This window comes from Luteibacter mycovicinus, from assembly GCF_000745235.1.
GTDB classification, from domain to species: domain Bacteria; phylum Pseudomonadota; class Gammaproteobacteria; order Xanthomonadales; family Rhodanobacteraceae; genus Luteibacter; species Luteibacter mycovicinus.
In genome coordinates this window covers 3,886,698-3,899,803 of the sequence record NZ_JQNL01000001.1, presented here as the reverse complement: position 1 = coordinate 3,899,803, position 13,106 = coordinate 3,886,698, and the positions used below count along the sequence as shown (strand labels likewise).

21 protein-coding genes are annotated in these 13,106 nt (G+C 64.7%); 1 reads left to right on the top strand and 20 read right to left on the bottom strand.

The annotated features are described in order from the left end of the window. Positions 1-3 precede the first annotated feature (3 nt). From FA85_RS17300 to FA85_RS17210, 19 genes are all read right to left on the bottom strand, one after another. Entirely contained in the window at positions 4-1,416 is a 1,413-nt protein-coding gene (locus tag FA85_RS17300) for a phage portal protein (protein ID WP_081907530.1), read from the bottom strand. A 3-nt stretch (positions 1,417-1,419) separates the two neighbouring features. Beyond that, positions 1,420-1,578, bottom strand: coding sequence for a hypothetical protein (locus FA85_RS22240; protein ID WP_197056577.1), 159 nt, complete (start codon positions 1,576-1,578; stop codon positions 1,420-1,422). Continuing rightward, entirely contained in the window at positions 1,578-3,320 is a 1,743-nt protein-coding gene (locus tag FA85_RS17295; protein WP_036114484.1) for a terminase large subunit, read from the bottom strand. The genes FA85_RS22240 and FA85_RS17295 overlap by 1 nt, the downstream gene beginning before the upstream one ends. Then, on the bottom strand, positions 3,271-3,738 hold the full coding sequence (locus tag FA85_RS21185) for a phage terminase small subunit P27 family (RefSeq protein WP_051943778.1): 468 nt from the start codon (positions 3,736-3,738) through the stop codon (positions 3,271-3,273). Before FA85_RS21185 ends, FA85_RS17295 begins: the two co-directional genes overlap by 50 nt. Positions 3,739-3,907: 169 nt before the next feature. Further along, on the bottom strand, positions 3,908-4,297 hold the full coding sequence (locus FA85_RS17285; protein WP_036114485.1) for a hypothetical protein: 390 nt from the start codon (positions 4,295-4,297) through the stop codon (positions 3,908-3,910). Positions 4,298-4,480: 183 nt separating this feature from the next. After that, positions 4,481-4,963, bottom strand: coding sequence for a hypothetical protein (locus FA85_RS17275; protein ID WP_051943780.1), 483 nt, complete (start codon positions 4,961-4,963; stop codon positions 4,481-4,483). Further along, complete coding sequence (locus FA85_RS21180; RefSeq protein WP_239740002.1) at positions 4,944-5,282, bottom strand: phage holin family protein; 339 nt, start codon at positions 5,280-5,282, stop codon at positions 4,944-4,946. Before FA85_RS21180 ends, FA85_RS17275 begins: the two co-directional genes overlap by 20 nt. A gap of 5 nt (positions 5,283-5,287) precedes the next feature. Further along, positions 5,288-5,836 (bottom strand): glycoside hydrolase family 19 protein, encoded by a 549-nt coding sequence (locus FA85_RS17265; RefSeq protein ID WP_036114489.1) that lies wholly within the window; start codon positions 5,834-5,836, stop codon positions 5,288-5,290. Between the two features lie 161 nt (positions 5,837-5,997). Continuing rightward, complete coding sequence (locus FA85_RS17260; RefSeq protein ID WP_036114492.1) at positions 5,998-6,474, bottom strand: hypothetical protein; 477 nt, start codon at positions 6,472-6,474, stop codon at positions 5,998-6,000. Positions 6,475-6,488: 14 nt separating this feature from the next. Then, positions 6,489-6,725: a hypothetical protein gene (locus tag FA85_RS17255; protein WP_036114494.1), complete on the bottom strand. Its 237-nt coding sequence runs from the start codon at positions 6,723-6,725 to the stop codon at positions 6,489-6,491. Beyond that, positions 6,722-7,144, bottom strand: a complete 423-nt coding sequence (locus tag FA85_RS22235; RefSeq protein ID WP_051943786.1) for a hypothetical protein — start codon at positions 7,142-7,144, stop codon at positions 6,722-6,724. The genes FA85_RS17255 and FA85_RS22235 overlap by 4 nt, the downstream gene beginning before the upstream one ends. Further along, positions 7,138-7,605 (bottom strand): Ref family recombination enhancement nuclease, encoded by a 468-nt coding sequence (locus FA85_RS21175; protein ID WP_051943788.1) that lies wholly within the window; start codon positions 7,603-7,605, stop codon positions 7,138-7,140. The genes FA85_RS22235 and FA85_RS21175 overlap by 7 nt, the downstream gene beginning before the upstream one ends. Before the next feature lie 53 nt (positions 7,606-7,658). Further along, positions 7,659-8,003: a hypothetical protein gene (locus FA85_RS17240; RefSeq protein WP_036114495.1), complete on the bottom strand. Its 345-nt coding sequence runs from the start codon at positions 8,001-8,003 to the stop codon at positions 7,659-7,661. 4 nt (positions 8,004-8,007) lie between these two features. Next, positions 8,008-8,346 (bottom strand): hypothetical protein, encoded by a 339-nt coding sequence (locus FA85_RS17235; protein ID WP_036114499.1) that lies wholly within the window; start codon positions 8,344-8,346, stop codon positions 8,008-8,010. Continuing rightward, the gene (gene dnaB / locus FA85_RS17230; RefSeq protein WP_036114501.1) at positions 8,339-9,676 is read right to left on the bottom strand and encodes a replicative DNA helicase; all 1,338 of its coding nucleotides are present in this window, start codon (positions 9,674-9,676) and stop codon (positions 8,339-8,341) included. The genes FA85_RS17235 and dnaB overlap by 8 nt, the downstream gene beginning before the upstream one ends. Continuing rightward, positions 9,673-10,470: a hypothetical protein gene (locus FA85_RS21170; RefSeq protein WP_051943789.1), complete on the bottom strand. Its 798-nt coding sequence runs from the start codon at positions 10,468-10,470 to the stop codon at positions 9,673-9,675. The genes dnaB and FA85_RS21170 overlap by 4 nt, the downstream gene beginning before the upstream one ends. A gap of 7 nt (positions 10,471-10,477) precedes the next feature. Further along, on the bottom strand, positions 10,478-10,708 hold the full coding sequence (locus FA85_RS17220) for a hypothetical protein (RefSeq protein ID WP_036114504.1): 231 nt from the start codon (positions 10,706-10,708) through the stop codon (positions 10,478-10,480). 73 nt (positions 10,709-10,781) lie between these two features. Then, positions 10,782-11,384: a hypothetical protein gene (locus FA85_RS21165; protein ID WP_051943790.1), complete on the bottom strand. Its 603-nt coding sequence runs from the start codon at positions 11,382-11,384 to the stop codon at positions 10,782-10,784. Positions 11,385-11,562: 178 nt separating this feature from the next. After that, positions 11,563-11,742, bottom strand: a complete 180-nt coding sequence (locus tag FA85_RS17210; protein WP_036114506.1) for a helix-turn-helix domain-containing protein — start codon at positions 11,740-11,742, stop codon at positions 11,563-11,565. A gap of 74 nt (positions 11,743-11,816) precedes the next feature. Here FA85_RS17210 and FA85_RS17205 point away from each other — a divergent pair, with 74 nt between their 5' ends. Further along, a complete protein-coding gene (locus FA85_RS17205) occupies positions 11,817-12,509 on the top strand; it encodes a LexA family protein (protein WP_036117962.1) in 693 nt (230 codons plus the stop codon). On the opposite strand, the gene FA85_RS17200 is transcribed toward FA85_RS17205, so the two are convergent. Next, complete coding sequence (locus FA85_RS17200) at positions 12,506-12,988, bottom strand: hypothetical protein (protein WP_036114508.1); 483 nt, start codon at positions 12,986-12,988, stop codon at positions 12,506-12,508. The genes FA85_RS17205 and FA85_RS17200 overlap by 4 nt on opposite strands. Positions 12,989-13,106: the final 118 nt, after the last annotated feature.

Genomic DNA, 13,106 nt, shown 5'->3' with positions numbered 1-13,106 from the left:
CGGTCAGTGAAGCGACGAGACGTCGCGGTGAGTCGAGTCAGCGGCCGCGGTTAGCTTGGCCAGCGCACTCTCGATGCGGTCCATGCCCAGCCATGACGCGACGGCGCCGCGGGCCTGCTCGCTGCCGCTGGGCTGCTTGCCGAGCTGGTCTAGCGGAACAAGGTTCGCTGCCACCGTGTAGATCTCACCGCCTGGCGGCTTCGGCAGGTTTTCCTTCGTGCACACCGTGTCGCGGTTCATCCAGCCGTCGTTGAGCCCGGCGTGGTAGTAGGCCGCGCGGCCGGCGCTGTCGGCTCGGAGCAGTCCCTCGACCGAGAATTCGACGTAGTAGACGCCCTGGTCTGCCGGCGTCATCAGACACCGTTGGACCTCCTGCTCGATGTTCTCCAGCACCGGACGGAGGCAGTCGGTCAGAAACAACAAGTTCTGCGCTTCCGAACTGCTGGCCCAGCTGGACGCCTTGTCCATGTGCCCGACCTTGAAGGGCGGAACACGGAACCAGCGGCAGATTTCCTCGACGTTGAAGCCGCGGGTCTGCAGCATCTGCGCCGCTTCCGGGTTCATCGTGATGCCCTGGTACTTCATCCCCGCTTCCAGAACCATCAGCTTGCCGGCGCTTTTGGAGCCGACGAACTTCGCCAGGCTGTCGCGGATCTGCTCGCGTTGCTCCTTCCCCAGCGCGTTCTCGGCGCTCAGGAAGCCGGACGCCTGCATGCCCTGGGCGAAGATCGCCGCGGCGGCGTTGTTGGCCGAGGCGGCGGAGCCGAAGATTTCGCGCCCCTGCTGGATGGGCTGCAAGCCACAGATACCGTCCAGCCCGAAGCCGCGGATATGCATGAGCGTGCGCTCGGGAATGACGCGCTGCTTACCGGCCGCGGTGTAGGTGTATTCCAGCGAGCCGTCGGCCAGGCGCTTGACCGTCATGTTCTGTGGCAGCAGTGGATCGAGTGCCACCAGCCGGGTGCCGATATAGCGCTTTTCGACGAATGCGTTGCCCCAGAGGCAAATGCTCGCCACCACCAGCAGCATGAAGCGCGCCGGTGTCATCTCCGCGTTCGGCGACAGGCTGAGTAGGCGGTAGAGCGGGTGCGACGTCGCCGGCTGCCGCGTGCCATCCGGCATGCGCTGGTAGACCCGCAACGGCAGCGTCGACACCGTCTCGGAGATCAGCCGCACGCAGGCCCACACCGTGGACAGCTGCAGCGATCGATTGATCGTCACCGGCTCGCCACTGGCCGACGTCCCGGCCCACTCGCGCCAGAACGCCGTGTCGGACAGACCAATGCTCTTGCCGAGCCAGTCGCTCAGCGCGGCGAAGATGCCGCGCTTGGGACGTTGATCGACAAGGTCGGTATGGCTGAACGGCGTCGGCGCGGCGCCGCGCGCCAGCGCGCCCAGGAAGGAACCATCAGCCATCGCTTACGTCCCCATACCGCGGCGAAGCACGCCAGCGATGCCGAGGAGGCCCACAGCCATCGTGATCAGCGCCCAACCCGCACCGGCCAGCAGGAAAACCCCGCCGACGAGGCACGCCAGGGCCGCTACCACCAAAATGAGGAAGGCCACGACTGCGTGCATTACGTACCCACCATGATCGGGTTGCTGAAAAAGCCATCGAGGTCGCCATCGTCGGCAAGATCCTCGGCAGCGCCGCGCGCCATCGCCAGCGCGACCACGCCGTCGATGCGGCCGGTTGCCTTCTTCTTGGCGAAGATGCGGTTGTCTTTGTTGTCGGCTTCGAGGACCGCGCTCGCGGCGTTCCAGCGAAGGCACGGGTTCGGCTTGATCTGGATATCTTTGTCGCCCAGGTCGCTTTCCAGCGTTTCGATGCTGTGCGGCATCCACAGGCCGGACTCGCTGGACTTGGCGAAGCCCTGCCCGTGCGAAACCAGCTTCACGTCGATGCCCAGACGCTCCAGCTCAGGCTCGAGGTACTTGATGCGGTACGGATCGAACGCGATCGCCTTGATGTCGAACAGCGCCGCCAACTCACCCAGGCGCTCAGCGACTACGGTGTAATCAACGGCCTTGCCACGCGGCGCATGCAGGTGTCCCTGGTCACGCCAGAGCCCGTAATTCACCCGGTCCCGCTTCGCGCGCTCCTCCAGCGTGTCGCCTGGCGTCCAGAACTCGACGGCCGCCCGCCTCATGCGTGGGAAGTACAGCGCCAGTGCCGTGAGGTCGCGCGTGCCGGAAAGATCGAGTCCGCCGTAGCACTCCTCGCCCCGCATGGCCTCGACGGCAAAATCCTTTTCGCAGGCCAGCCATGCGTCCGCGCCGATCCACGGCGTGTCCGATTCGACCCACTGGCAGAAGTTGAGCCGACGGACCACGCTCTCTTGTGAGGGCATGCCGCGGGCCTTGACCACCAGCTCGCGCAGGTACTGCGGCGAGAAGGTCTCACCCAGCGAAGGGTTCGCCTTGCCCCAGCAACTTTCATCCTTGAACGGATCGTCACCCTCGTCCAGGGAGCAGATAAACGCGAAAAACGCGTCGTCCTCGGCTAGGCCAGCGCATACCTTGCGGCCGTAGTCGTGGTAGTCGTAGCAGACCGACGTCCGGTCGTGGCCCGAGTTGGTGATCATGAACATGAGCGCCTGTCGGCGCCCCTTCGTACCGGCACGCATCATCTTGATGACGTTGCCGTTCTTGTGCTCGTGCACCTCGTCGATCAGGCTGCAGTGCGGGCGAGGACCGGACTGCCCATCGTCGGCCGAGATGGGCCGGAAGAACGCGCCGGCCGCCTCGTACGAGAGATTCCAGACCTTCTCGCCCGTGCCCGACGGCTTGAGCCGCGTGCGCAGGTCCGGCGACAGCTCCCGCATCGCGACAGCGTCGCGGAACAAGATCATGGCCTGGTCTTTCTTCGTCGCCGCCGCATACACCTCGGCGCGCGGCTCGTTGTCCGCCGTCAGGCAGTACATGCCCACGCCAGCGGCCAGTGGCGACTTGCCCGAGCCCTTGCCGGACTCGACATAGACCTCGCGGAACCGGCGAAAGCCGTTCGCGCCCATCCAGCCAAAGATGCTGCCGACGATGAATGCCTGCCAGGCCAGCAGGATGAAGGGCTTGCCCTCGAACTCGCCGCCGTTGAGCTTCAGCACCTTCTCGAAGTAACGGATTGCGCGCCCGGCCTTCTCCGCGTCCCATGTGAGGCCGCGTTTCGCGCCGCTCTTCAGGTCGCGCAGGTGCCTCGCGCAGGCGTTGCGGATGTCGGGCCCGGCCAGAATCTTACCGGCGGCGACCTTCTTCGCGTACTCGGTCGCCCGGTCAGTGGACGCCGCCGAAGAACTCGTCGTTGGGGTTCTTTTCTTCACCATCGCCAGTGGGCGCGACCTTTGATCGGGCCGCTGGAGTCATTCCGAAGTTGGTGAGATAGGCCAGCAGGCGTCGGTCGGCGTCGGCCAGCATGGCAACCGCGGGGTTGGCCTTGATCAGCCCGTTCTCGGTCATGTACGTGCGGCCGGACTTCTTCACGTCGGCGGTCAGTTCGCGCACCTCAGCCGAGCATTCGCATAAGCGCTCCAGCGTCAGCAGGTCGCCCTGCGTGAGCACGCGCATGCTGGTGGCCAGCGGGCAGTAAACCTGCCAGGCCGCGGCGGCGAGCTTGCTCAAATGCTTCGGCGGCGGCTGGCTCCCGGCTACCGGCAGCGCTGGTACGGCAGCCTTCGCCCGACTCTTGCGCGCGGTGCCGCGAGCCTTCTTCAAGGCATCGGGTGTGGCGGTTCGACCCCTCACAAAAAAAGTCCTGAATTCTGGCTCGCTGCGGAAAAAGGAGGGCAGGCGGTCAGCAGCGAGGTCGTCTGAACTTTCGGACCCCCTACCCCACCCCGGGCGTCGGTCGGCGGCCGAACCTGAACGGAGCTTAACATTTCATTCAGTTTCGCGCCCGGGCTGATGCAGGGCGTCATCGATTCCAATGGTGCCCAGGATCGAGTGGCAGACCGTCGTCGCGTGCGCCTACCTCGTAGCCCCGGCTCTCCATCCTCTGCTTCGTCGCGTTGTGGTGCGTCTCGCACAGCGGCTGCCAGTTCGACCTCGACCACATGAGGTGCTGGGCCTGCGCGATGCGTGCCGGGTCGCCACTCTCCTGTGCAGCACGCAGGCCGTGACGCTTGATGTGATCGACCACCGTTGCCTCAACCACGTGGCCCCGCTCAATGTCCTCGGTCGTCGGTGCGCCGGTTGGGTGGCACATCACGCAGAAGCGATGGGTCGCGAGGAACGCCGCTCGCGCCGTCTGCCACTTCGCACCGTAGCCACGTGAGGCCGTGGCCGGTCTTCGCGTGCCGCCCATCAGTCGGTCCGGCACTCGACTGGTGCGGTCTCGCGGTTTGCAGTCGTGATCCACCACACCAAGCAGCGGAAGCGCGCCGCACACTTATCGAATGCCACGCCCTTCGCGGTGCTGTTGTCCGTGATGTCCCGCACGCTGCGTGAGGGAACCAGCACGGGCGCATCGCAGAGCTTCAGGAGCTCGTCAGCGGGGCGGGCCTGCTGCACCACCGTTCGGCTTGTCACTACCGGAGCCGGGGCACGGGGTGCCATCGAGCACGCAGCCAAGAGCAGGAGGCACGGCAGTGTCCAGAAGGGCTTTCGCATCAGCATTCGTTTTCTCCAGCTGCCGCACCTTCTGGCGCAACGTGTCACCCTTGGTGTCGGCCTTGTCCAGTTCCTGATGCAGGCCTTCGAGCGCCTGGCTGTCGATCTTGCGCAGGCGTGCCAGGTCGGCGATGGCAACGTCCTGGTCGGCATTGGCTTGCACCTGCTGGTCGAGCGTCCCGCTCACCCTCCCAAGCTTCTCGCTGAGAGACAGCGTGGACTCGGTGAGCGCCTTGGTACGGAAATACGCGACCGTGCCATACACGCCCAGCACGATGATGAAGAGGATCAGCACGTACTCGATGATCAGACGAGCCTTGTCCTTGACGATCGACCATCCGCTACTCAGCAGGTTTGTCATCTTGCGAACTCCGGTTGAGCCCGAGCTTCTGCCAGACGAATCGCTGCATCACCTGGATGGTTGCCCGGGCGCCCAGCATGCCGAAGGTGCCGGCGATGAAGGCGGTCCACACGATGCTCAGTCCCCACGCCGAGCAGAGAAGGCCGCTCAGGGCTCCAACGAACCCCGCTGCCATAAATTCGATGAGAGCGCCTGTGATCGAGATCGGCTGTTTTGCATCCATGGCACGCAGCACCGCGCCGGTGACACCGCCGACGGCAGCGAATGCCGATACGGCCAGCAGCCTGATCCATTCGATCGCCGACTGGGCCGGCGGCATCTCGTTCACTGCACACCCAGTTCGCGCTTCGCGATCGTCCAGCGGCGCTGCCGATCCTCCCATCCGTTCGGCAAGCCATCCTTATTTTTTCCGTTGATACGGATGGACAGCGCCAGAAAGTCGCCGCGGTCGGCAAGGGCGTTGCAGCCGTTCGCCTTCCACCACCAAGCGGCGGAGAGCGCGGCGTAGTCCTCGCGCTCCAGCAGCGCCGGGTTCGACAGCAAATCGGCACCAAGCCCACGGCCAACGGCGGCGTAATTGCCGCGTCCGGTAATCTGAATCAGCCCTCGCCCACGGAACAGCGAGCCGTCGCCCTTCTTCGTATTGCCAAGGTCGGCGCGACCTTCGTAGCCAGCCTGCGCCTTCGTCGGTCCCCACACCTCACGGGTGTACATGTAGCCGGCCGACTCGTGACCGCATTCGGCGATGAAGGCGGCCTGGCGGGTGGGCGTCGTGATATCGAAGCGTGCCATGGCTGCCAACACCGGCGGTGCCCACACATTGGCCCTTACGAGCGGAATACCCGCTGCACGGCTGAAGGTGGCGACGTCCATGGGATGCTCCGGAATAGGTTGGCCGAAACGCTGAGGGGAGGCAGCGTTCCGGCCGATCGTCCCCGCGGCGGGACGAAAACGAAAAAGCCCCAGCGGGTGCCAGGGCTTCGTGTGATAGTTGATGTTCGACGCTTACATAAAAATCGAATTTTGTTAATTAATCAAGAGCCCGTTTGCACGATGTACTCGAGCATGTCGATCGCATCCTCATCCGCGAGCATCTCATCGAACGGCAGCCTCAGCCGTCCAGCAACGTATACCTTGGCCGTGCGCAGATGCTGGCAATATCTTGCCTCTCGCCCGCGCCCCGTGCCCGTGATCCGGCACCCGACGCGAGCAAGCCGCTGAATACGAACCTCGCGACCAACTTCTCTGGCGTTGTACTCGCAGCGCAACACAGCGGCGGGAATGACGCCTGATCGCTGCGACCCAAGGGCGCGCACAGCTTCCTCGACCTCATCGGCTGCGCCATTCGTTACCACGCGCGCCGGGTTTAGTCCCTCAGGAGCTCGACCGTGATACTTGATGACGCTGGCGAGCGGCGAGACTCCCTGCCAGCCGATGTTCTCGTGGCGTCCACCGCCGTACTCATTTGCCCACTCGGTGAGCCTTGCCTCAAGGTCGCTACTGCGTCGCATGGTGTTCCCCTTCGTTACTTCCGCGTGTCGTGCACGGCGCCAGCGGCACCGCTCTTTTTCTGTTGCCTGATCAGTCGGTCCAGCCGATGGATCGCACCGTTAAGGTCTGACGCACCGGCCTTCAGCAGGAGTGCGTAGGCTTCCAGCTCCTGCAGGCTCATGCGGTGGATCGTGGGCGCACGCACGGCGAGCACGGCCAGGCCGAGGATTGAATCTCGCGCCTGCTCCGCCAGCGGGCGATCGTCCTTCATGCCGGCGATACCTCGATCCGGATGCCGTATTCGTGCGGAGCGCCGCGCTCCTGGTCGTACTCGAAGCGGATCACCGTCTTGTCGTTGTCGGCAATCCCGTAGGCATCAGCTACGCCGTCACGGATGGCCTTGAACGCGCCAGATAGGTTGTCGTCGTCAAACTTACGCGGAGCGATGCGCACCAGACGCACCACGACCGGGAGCGCCGGCCGCCGTGCAACTACGAGCATCAACTTTGCCGCGTCCCGCTCTCGCTTTGTGCGACTCGCGCGGGCTCGCCAGTGCTCGCGCGCGTTTTGCCCACCCTTGAGACGCATCCCGTCCAACGTCACCAGTACAACGCCATCGCGCTGGTCGATGCGGCCGCCCCGGCGCATGTATGCCTGGACGCGAGCGGCGTCGGAGAGTCGTTTCACCATGACGCCTCCGGCCCGAACACAGGCGCGCGCTCGAGCATGACCTGCTGGTATGCCAGCAGCTGGTCGTCAGTCCCGTAGAACTGACGGTAGCGGCGCGGCTCGCGGCCAAAGCTCGGGCCGAACACCTTGGCGTGTTCCTCATACCCGTGATCGGCATAAGGCATGCGCTTGCCCTGGTGGTGGTAGTGACAGAGGCACACGGTGAAGTCGTGCCCGCGGCGACGGCCACCGGACAGTAGGTGGTGGATCTCCAGGTCGTTCGCGTAGCTCGCGCGGGCCATGCCGTGGTCGACGGTGTTCAGGTGGCAGGCCACGCAGCCTCGGGTGCGCATGTCATCCCAGCGGGCTTTCTGGGCCTTCGTGGGCGTGCCGGTGCTGCGGCCGCGCTTCAGTGCGGGCTTGATGGCCACGGCCTTTCCATTCTCCTGCGCGGCCTTGGCGGCCTGGCGGACAGTGGACATCGCCGCGAAGCGGCGTGCTGGGAAAGGTGTCCTGCGGAGCGGCGTCGTGCGCTTCACGAGGACGCACTCGAATCGGCGAGCAGAGAGTGGAGCGATGCGGCGTCGGAGACGGCGGCGCGCGCATCGGTAATGCACAGGCAGCCCTCAAGGTCGTGCCGTTCGATCCAGCCGCGAATGACCCCATCGGAGATGCGAGCACGGGCCGATAGGACGGCGTCCATGGCCAGGCGCATCGTCCTCCGCACCGGCTTCTTGCGCGCGGTAATGATCGCCTGCGTGGTGATACCCAGGGCGGACGCGGCGGCTGCCCAGCTCGTGAAGCCACACAAGGCTCCCCAGACGTCCCACTCGGCGTTGGCCGACGGGGCGAGCGACTTCGCGTTGTTCTTCTTTGCCATGGATTCAGTGATCTCCCATTCCGGGTTTGATGGCGCGCTGCATGCGCTCGCGGTATGCGGCTGGGCTGTCCTTCTGCTTGCCGTAGAAACGCCGCCAGAAGGCTTCGTATTCGGGGAGGCGCGCCAGCTTGTCGCCGTCCACGGGCAGGCCGATGGGCTTCGGCGGCGCGCCGATCTCTTCGCCGGCAGCGTTCACGGCATGCTTCAACTTCGGCGAAAGCCCTGCCTCGCGCAGCGGATCGACCATCGACATCGCAAACGGAAAGCGGGCACGGTTGTCCTCGCGCTCCCTGTCATAGCGCCGGCGGTCGGCCTCGATGCGCGCGAGCAGCGGGTCAGTCATCCCAGCCCCCGTACGGCGCGAAGTCGCGGAAGCGCATCGTCTCGGCCTGCCACGCGGCCTTTATGAAGCCGGTCGGGCCGTGGCGGTTCTTCTCGACGCTGATCTCGGCGATGCCCTTGTCTTGCGAGTTGGGGTGGTAAACCTCGTCGCGGTACAGCATCAGGACCTGGTCGGCTTCCTTCTCGATCTCGCTGGAGTTGGCCAGATCGCCCATATTGGGACGCTTGTTCTCGCGCTTCTCCACTTCACGGTTCACCTGAGCCAGCGCCACGACAGGGATATTCAGCTCCCGCGCAATGTCTTTCAGGCCGACGGCAACCTCGCCCACCTGGTCGATGCGAGACATGCGCGGGTCGTTGCCCTTCACGCGCTGCACGTAATCGACCAGCAGGCGCTTGATGCCGTACTTCTGTTTCCATCGGCGGGCCGTGCGCTGCAGCTCGCCGATGGTCAGTCCGGCGCGGTCGCAGATCAGCAGCTCGCGCTCAACCAGACGGCCCACCGCGTTCGCCATGCGGCCGAGGTCTTCCTCGTCGTGGGAGCCGTTGCGCAGCCGTGAGGCATTGACGCCACCCTCGATCGCAAGGATGCGCGAGCCGATCTGCACCACCGGCTGCTCGGTCGAGAACAGGCCCGCACCGCTGGAATCGCCCAGGCCGATGTTCAGCAGAAGCGCGGTCTTGCCCATCGACGGCCGCGCGCCGATCACGATCAGGTCGGAGTTGTGCAGGCCGCCGAGCACGTCGTCGAGCTCGGTAAGGCCGGTCGGGATACCGGGGATCTTGCCGCCGCGCGCCTTGGCCGCTTCCGCCGCCTCGTAGGCGATCGTCAGGGCCTGACGCAGCGTGTACTCGGTGTTCTGCTCGATGTGCTGCATGCCCATCAGCTGAGCGATGCCACCGTCCACGAGCTCGGTCGCGTCCTGCTCGACACCGAAGGCCTGCTCGACCATCTGGGTGGCCACGTCGATCACGCGGCGGCGCATGGACTTCTCGCGAACGATGCGGGCATACGCCTCGATGTTCGCCGCGCTCGGCGTGTCGTTCGCCAGCGTCATGAGGTACGACGGGTCGACCGAGTCGAAGTTGTTCCGGACGAACCACTCACCCAGGGTGATCGCGTCGCACGGCGTGCCACGGGCGGCCAGCTGGACCATGGCGCGGTAGATCATCCGGTGGTCGCGGCGGTAGAAGTCGTCCTCCTCGAGCCGCGCCGACACGGCGTCGATGCGATCCGGGGCCAGCATCAGGCCACCCAGCACGCTCTGCTCGGCTTCCACGGAGGAAGGCGGAACGCGTAGGCCCGTCGCGATGGATTCGCGCATGTTCATCGGCGCAGCTCCTGGCGATGGCGCTCAGGCTCATTGCGCTGCCCGAACCCGTTGGGCTTCCGGGCGTTGCGAATCCAGTTCCGGTAGGTCGCGTCCCAGTCGAGCTTCGTCGCATCCTTTCCTGCCTTCGCGTGCCAGTGGTCGCGGAACTTCGCCGTCTCGGTGCGCAGGTCTACATCGGGACGCTCCTCGCGGACAGCGGCGACCAGGTCCTGGCTCGGACGCCAGTCGTCCGGCAAGCGCGTGCCCTGACGACGAGGAGCTTTGCCCGTGCCCTGCTCGACCGGAGCAACTGCCGGTGCAGCGGCCGACGGCGAAGCTGGCGGCACCTGCTCTTGCTCTTTCTCTTCTTCTCTCCTCTCCTCTCCTCTGTCGTGACTTGCCGTGACAAGTCGTGACTCAATCGCTCGCGCCGTATCGTCATGTGACTTATCTCGCTCGCGCTGAGCGCGCTTACGTGCAGCGGCAGAAGCGTCTTCGGCCTTGGGCTGCCTACGTTTCCACGCCATCAGCTCATCGCCATCGAGCGTCTTTCCCTGCATCGAATCGAAGATTGCTTTGACCTCATCCTCCGGGATGTCCAGGGCGACGCCGACGTCTTCGTCCGACCAGTTGGACAGCTCGCCGCGAGGCGAAGCCTGTGACGCGTTCTCCATCATCGCCGCCCATACGGCGACGACGTGACCGACCGTGACATTGCGTGACAAGCGCGCAGATGCACGAGAAGCGATGGTGCGCAGCTTGGGATCTGTGACCGTGCTGTGGTGCCAGCGGAACCAGTGTTCGGTTGCCATACGTCCTCTACAGGCCTACAGAAGCCGTCTCCGCCAACCCGGTAGGCTCGGGCTGTCCGCCGGTGATCAAGCCGGCGTTAGGCGGTACGGTGTCGAACAAGGGCAACTGCAGCGAGAGCCGCAGCGAGGCAAGGTGCATTTCGGCAGCGACCAGCTGCTCGGGTGTCGGCCCATGCGCCAGCACGGCGGGCACGAGGGCGCGCGCGAGCTGATAGCCACGGGACGACTGGCGGTTCATGGGGTGAAGGCCTTTAGCGCGCGCAGCGTGGCGAACCAGAGGTTCCACTCAGCGGCCGTGTACGGCGAAACCATCAGCCAGCGCTCCGCATGCGCAGCACGTTGTCGTGCTCGTCGGGCAGCGCGGCTGCCAGCTGGGCTTGCATGCTCGCCAGGCTGGCCATGAGGTGAGAGACCGCCTCGAGCGCGGGCTTCAGGTACGGCTGGTCGCGCTCGTCGACACGACCGTCGGCAACGATCGGCGCCATGGTGTCGGTCATCCGAGCGGCGTGCTGGAGCACCTCGCTGAAGCACGACAGGCCCTCATCCGGGCGAAGCTTCTTCGCCGGCAGGCGGTCGTAGCGATCGAACAGCGCCAGCAAGGCACGCTCGCGCACGGACTCGGGCAGCGCCATGACCCACGGCTCCTCGAACTCGGCCGGGAACTCGTTTACCGCGCCGCGCAGCCAGCGATCGACGATCTGGCGGTTATGTGCGCGGTCCTTCTCGTGCTGCACGCCGTCGGTCGGGTGCGGAAGGCGCAGGTTCGACTCATCGAATGCCGCGGCGGACATCGTGTGCGCCAGCCCGACGAATGCGTCGGCGAAGGCCGTGACGACCAACACGCGATCAGCCTGGGCTTCCCGGGCGATGCGGCGCACCAGCTCGATACGGGTTTCGTGAAAACGCTTCGTCATGGTCGTAAATCTCACTGGTTGCGACACTCTCGCCATGGAGATCACGACGAGTAGGGAATCAGGGGTGAAACACGGTGGGCGTCAGGAGCGCCCTGCCCTCTCGCGCCACGCCTGCCAGACCAGCGGCGCCAGCGCGAACGGGGTAATGAATGCCAAGGCGAGGACGTCGCGGAGCACGTCAGGCCACCTTCTCGCCGAAGACATCGGGGCGGAGCTCGTATCGCAGCCGCAGTTCCTGCTTCTCGGGGATGGGCTGGTCGTCAGCCCACTGGGCTACGGCCGACCGAGACACGCCGAGAAGACGGGCCAACTGGGACTGGCGCATGCACAGAAGGGTGAGCAATTCGGACTTGGTCATGGTGGCACATGATAAGTCCACTAATCACTGCCCTGTCAAGCGACATAATCACTTTGCCAAGTATTCTTAGCAACATGAATACGTTCGCCGACAGATTTCGCGCAGCTCGTGAAGAGACAGGCTTGTCGCAACGCGCGTTCGCCAAGCGTATTGGCGTAACAGGCGCGACCATCAGCAACTGGGAGTCAGGGGTTACGGACCCTGACAATATTCGCAGCGCGCTGCTCGAGCTGGCTGCCGGGGTGTTAGGGAAACCGGTCGCGTTCCTGCGAACCGGAAAGGACCGGCGAGAAGCCGCTGACGCGCCTCCTGGCCTCACGCTGGCGGAAGACGCGGTGAGGATGGTTCCTGTGATCAGCTATGTGCAGGCTGGTTACGGCAAGGGTGCCGTGGATCCGTACGCCCTAGGCCAAGGATCGGAGCAGATAGGCGTGGATCGAGATATGGCCGCAGAACTCGGGCGTTTGGCCTTCGCCCTGGTCATCGACGGTGAGTCGATGATGGATGAGTTTCGCGAGGGCGACGTGGTCATTATCGATCCTGCAGTGAAGCCGCGGCCTGGGGACTTCGTCGTCGCGAAGGTAGACGACGACGAGTCGGCCACGTTCAAAAAGTACCGATCCCGTGGCATCGACCAAGCCACAGGTGTCGAGTTATTTGACTTGGTGCCGCTCAATCCGGACTGGCCTACAATCAGCGTCTCGCCATCGAATCCGGGCCTGATCATTGGCACGATGATGGAGCACCGGCGTCGCCGCCGACGCTAGCGTTGAGAGGTCGCGACCGCCATCCGTAGGACTGCAAGTGTCTTGGCAGGAGCCTTCGCTACAATGCGTCGCCGGTCGTGGAGGATCATCAGGAAGGTGACGTCTACGGTGTTGCGCGCGGCTCCGATGACCGCACCTGCGATCAATCCTGCGGGGCCGAATATGGCAAGGCCGCCCAGCGCCCAAGCCACTTGCGTGCGCAACTGAGGCACAGTCGCCGTATTCACTTCGTCGATGCTGTAGACCGACCCCGGATCAAGCTTTCCTGCATAGCCCGGCAGCCGCAGCCACCCGCCCTGCAGCAGCGCGGCGGCTCCAGTGAGGAAGTCACCCTCTAGGACGTCGACCCGCGGCCCGATTTCCGAGAAGTTGGTGGGCTCAATCACCACGTCTTCCAACCCCTGCTTGTCGTCGCAGGCAGGGCACTTGCCCGAAACATTGAGCACGCTGTCGCACCGATCACAAACCAGAATTTCCACGCTGCCTCCATTCATGAGCAGGGATTTTTACGTATCGAGTGATTAGAGTGCTTGACACGATGTGATTAGTTGTCTTATCGTTCCTGACAAGCCGGCTTGACGGCGATGGGAGAGGACG

What these genes read in the sequence shown, in the direction of transcription:
- FA85_RS17300 (WP_081907530.1), bottom strand. Translation starts at nt 1,416, where the DNA reads ATGGCTGATGGTTCCTTCCTGGGCGCGCTGGCGCGCGGCGCCGCGCCG.
- FA85_RS22240 (WP_197056577.1), bottom strand. Translation starts at nt 1,578, where the DNA reads ATGCACGCAGTCGTGGCCTTCCTCATTTTGGTGGTAGCGGCCCTGGCG.
- FA85_RS17295 (WP_036114484.1), bottom strand. Translation starts at nt 3,320, where the DNA reads ATGGTGAAGAAAAGAACCCCAACGACGAGTTCTTCGGCGGCGTCCACT.
- FA85_RS17285 (WP_036114485.1), bottom strand. Translation starts at nt 4,297, where the DNA reads ATGGGCGGCACGCGAAGACCGGCCACGGCCTCACGTGGCTACGGTGCG.
- FA85_RS17275 (WP_051943780.1), bottom strand. Translation starts at nt 4,963, where the DNA reads ATGACAAACCTGCTGAGTAGCGGATGGTCGATCGTCAAGGACAAGGCT.
- FA85_RS21180 (WP_239740002.1), bottom strand. Translation starts at nt 5,282, where the DNA reads ATGCCGCCGGCCCAGTCGGCGATCGAATGGATCAGGCTGCTGGCCGTA.
- FA85_RS17265 (WP_036114489.1), bottom strand. Translation starts at nt 5,836, where the DNA reads ATGGACGTCGCCACCTTCAGCCGTGCAGCGGGTATTCCGCTCGTAAGG.
- FA85_RS17260 (WP_036114492.1), bottom strand. Translation starts at nt 6,474, where the DNA reads ATGCGACGCAGTAGCGACCTTGAGGCAAGGCTCACCGAGTGGGCAAAT.
- FA85_RS17255 (WP_036114494.1), bottom strand. Translation starts at nt 6,725, where the DNA reads ATGAAGGACGATCGCCCGCTGGCGGAGCAGGCGCGAGATTCAATCCTC.
- FA85_RS22235 (WP_051943786.1), bottom strand. Translation starts at nt 7,144, where the DNA reads ATGGTGAAACGACTCTCCGACGCCGCTCGCGTCCAGGCATACATGCGC.
- FA85_RS21175 (WP_051943788.1), bottom strand. Translation starts at nt 7,605, where the DNA reads ATGTCCACTGTCCGCCAGGCCGCCAAGGCCGCGCAGGAGAATGGAAAG.
- FA85_RS17240 (WP_036114495.1), bottom strand. Translation starts at nt 8,003, where the DNA reads ATGGCAAAGAAGAACAACGCGAAGTCGCTCGCCCCGTCGGCCAACGCC.
- FA85_RS17235 (WP_036114499.1), bottom strand. Translation starts at nt 8,346, where the DNA reads ATGACTGACCCGCTGCTCGCGCGCATCGAGGCCGACCGCCGGCGCTAT.
- dnaB (WP_036114501.1), bottom strand. Translation starts at nt 9,676, where the DNA reads ATGAACATGCGCGAATCCATCGCGACGGGCCTACGCGTTCCGCCTTCC.
- FA85_RS21170 (WP_051943789.1), bottom strand. Translation starts at nt 10,470, where the DNA reads ATGGCAACCGAACACTGGTTCCGCTGGCACCACAGCACGGTCACAGAT.
- FA85_RS17220 (WP_036114504.1), bottom strand. Translation starts at nt 10,708, where the DNA reads ATGAACCGCCAGTCGTCCCGTGGCTATCAGCTCGCGCGCGCCCTCGTG.
- FA85_RS21165 (WP_051943790.1), bottom strand. Translation starts at nt 11,384, where the DNA reads ATGACGAAGCGTTTTCACGAAACCCGTATCGAGCTGGTGCGCCGCATC.
- FA85_RS17210 (WP_036114506.1), bottom strand. Translation starts at nt 11,742, where the DNA reads ATGACCAAGTCCGAATTGCTCACCCTTCTGTGCATGCGCCAGTCCCAG.
- FA85_RS17205 (WP_036117962.1), top strand. Translation starts at nt 11,817, where the DNA reads ATGAATACGTTCGCCGACAGATTTCGCGCAGCTCGTGAAGAGACAGGC.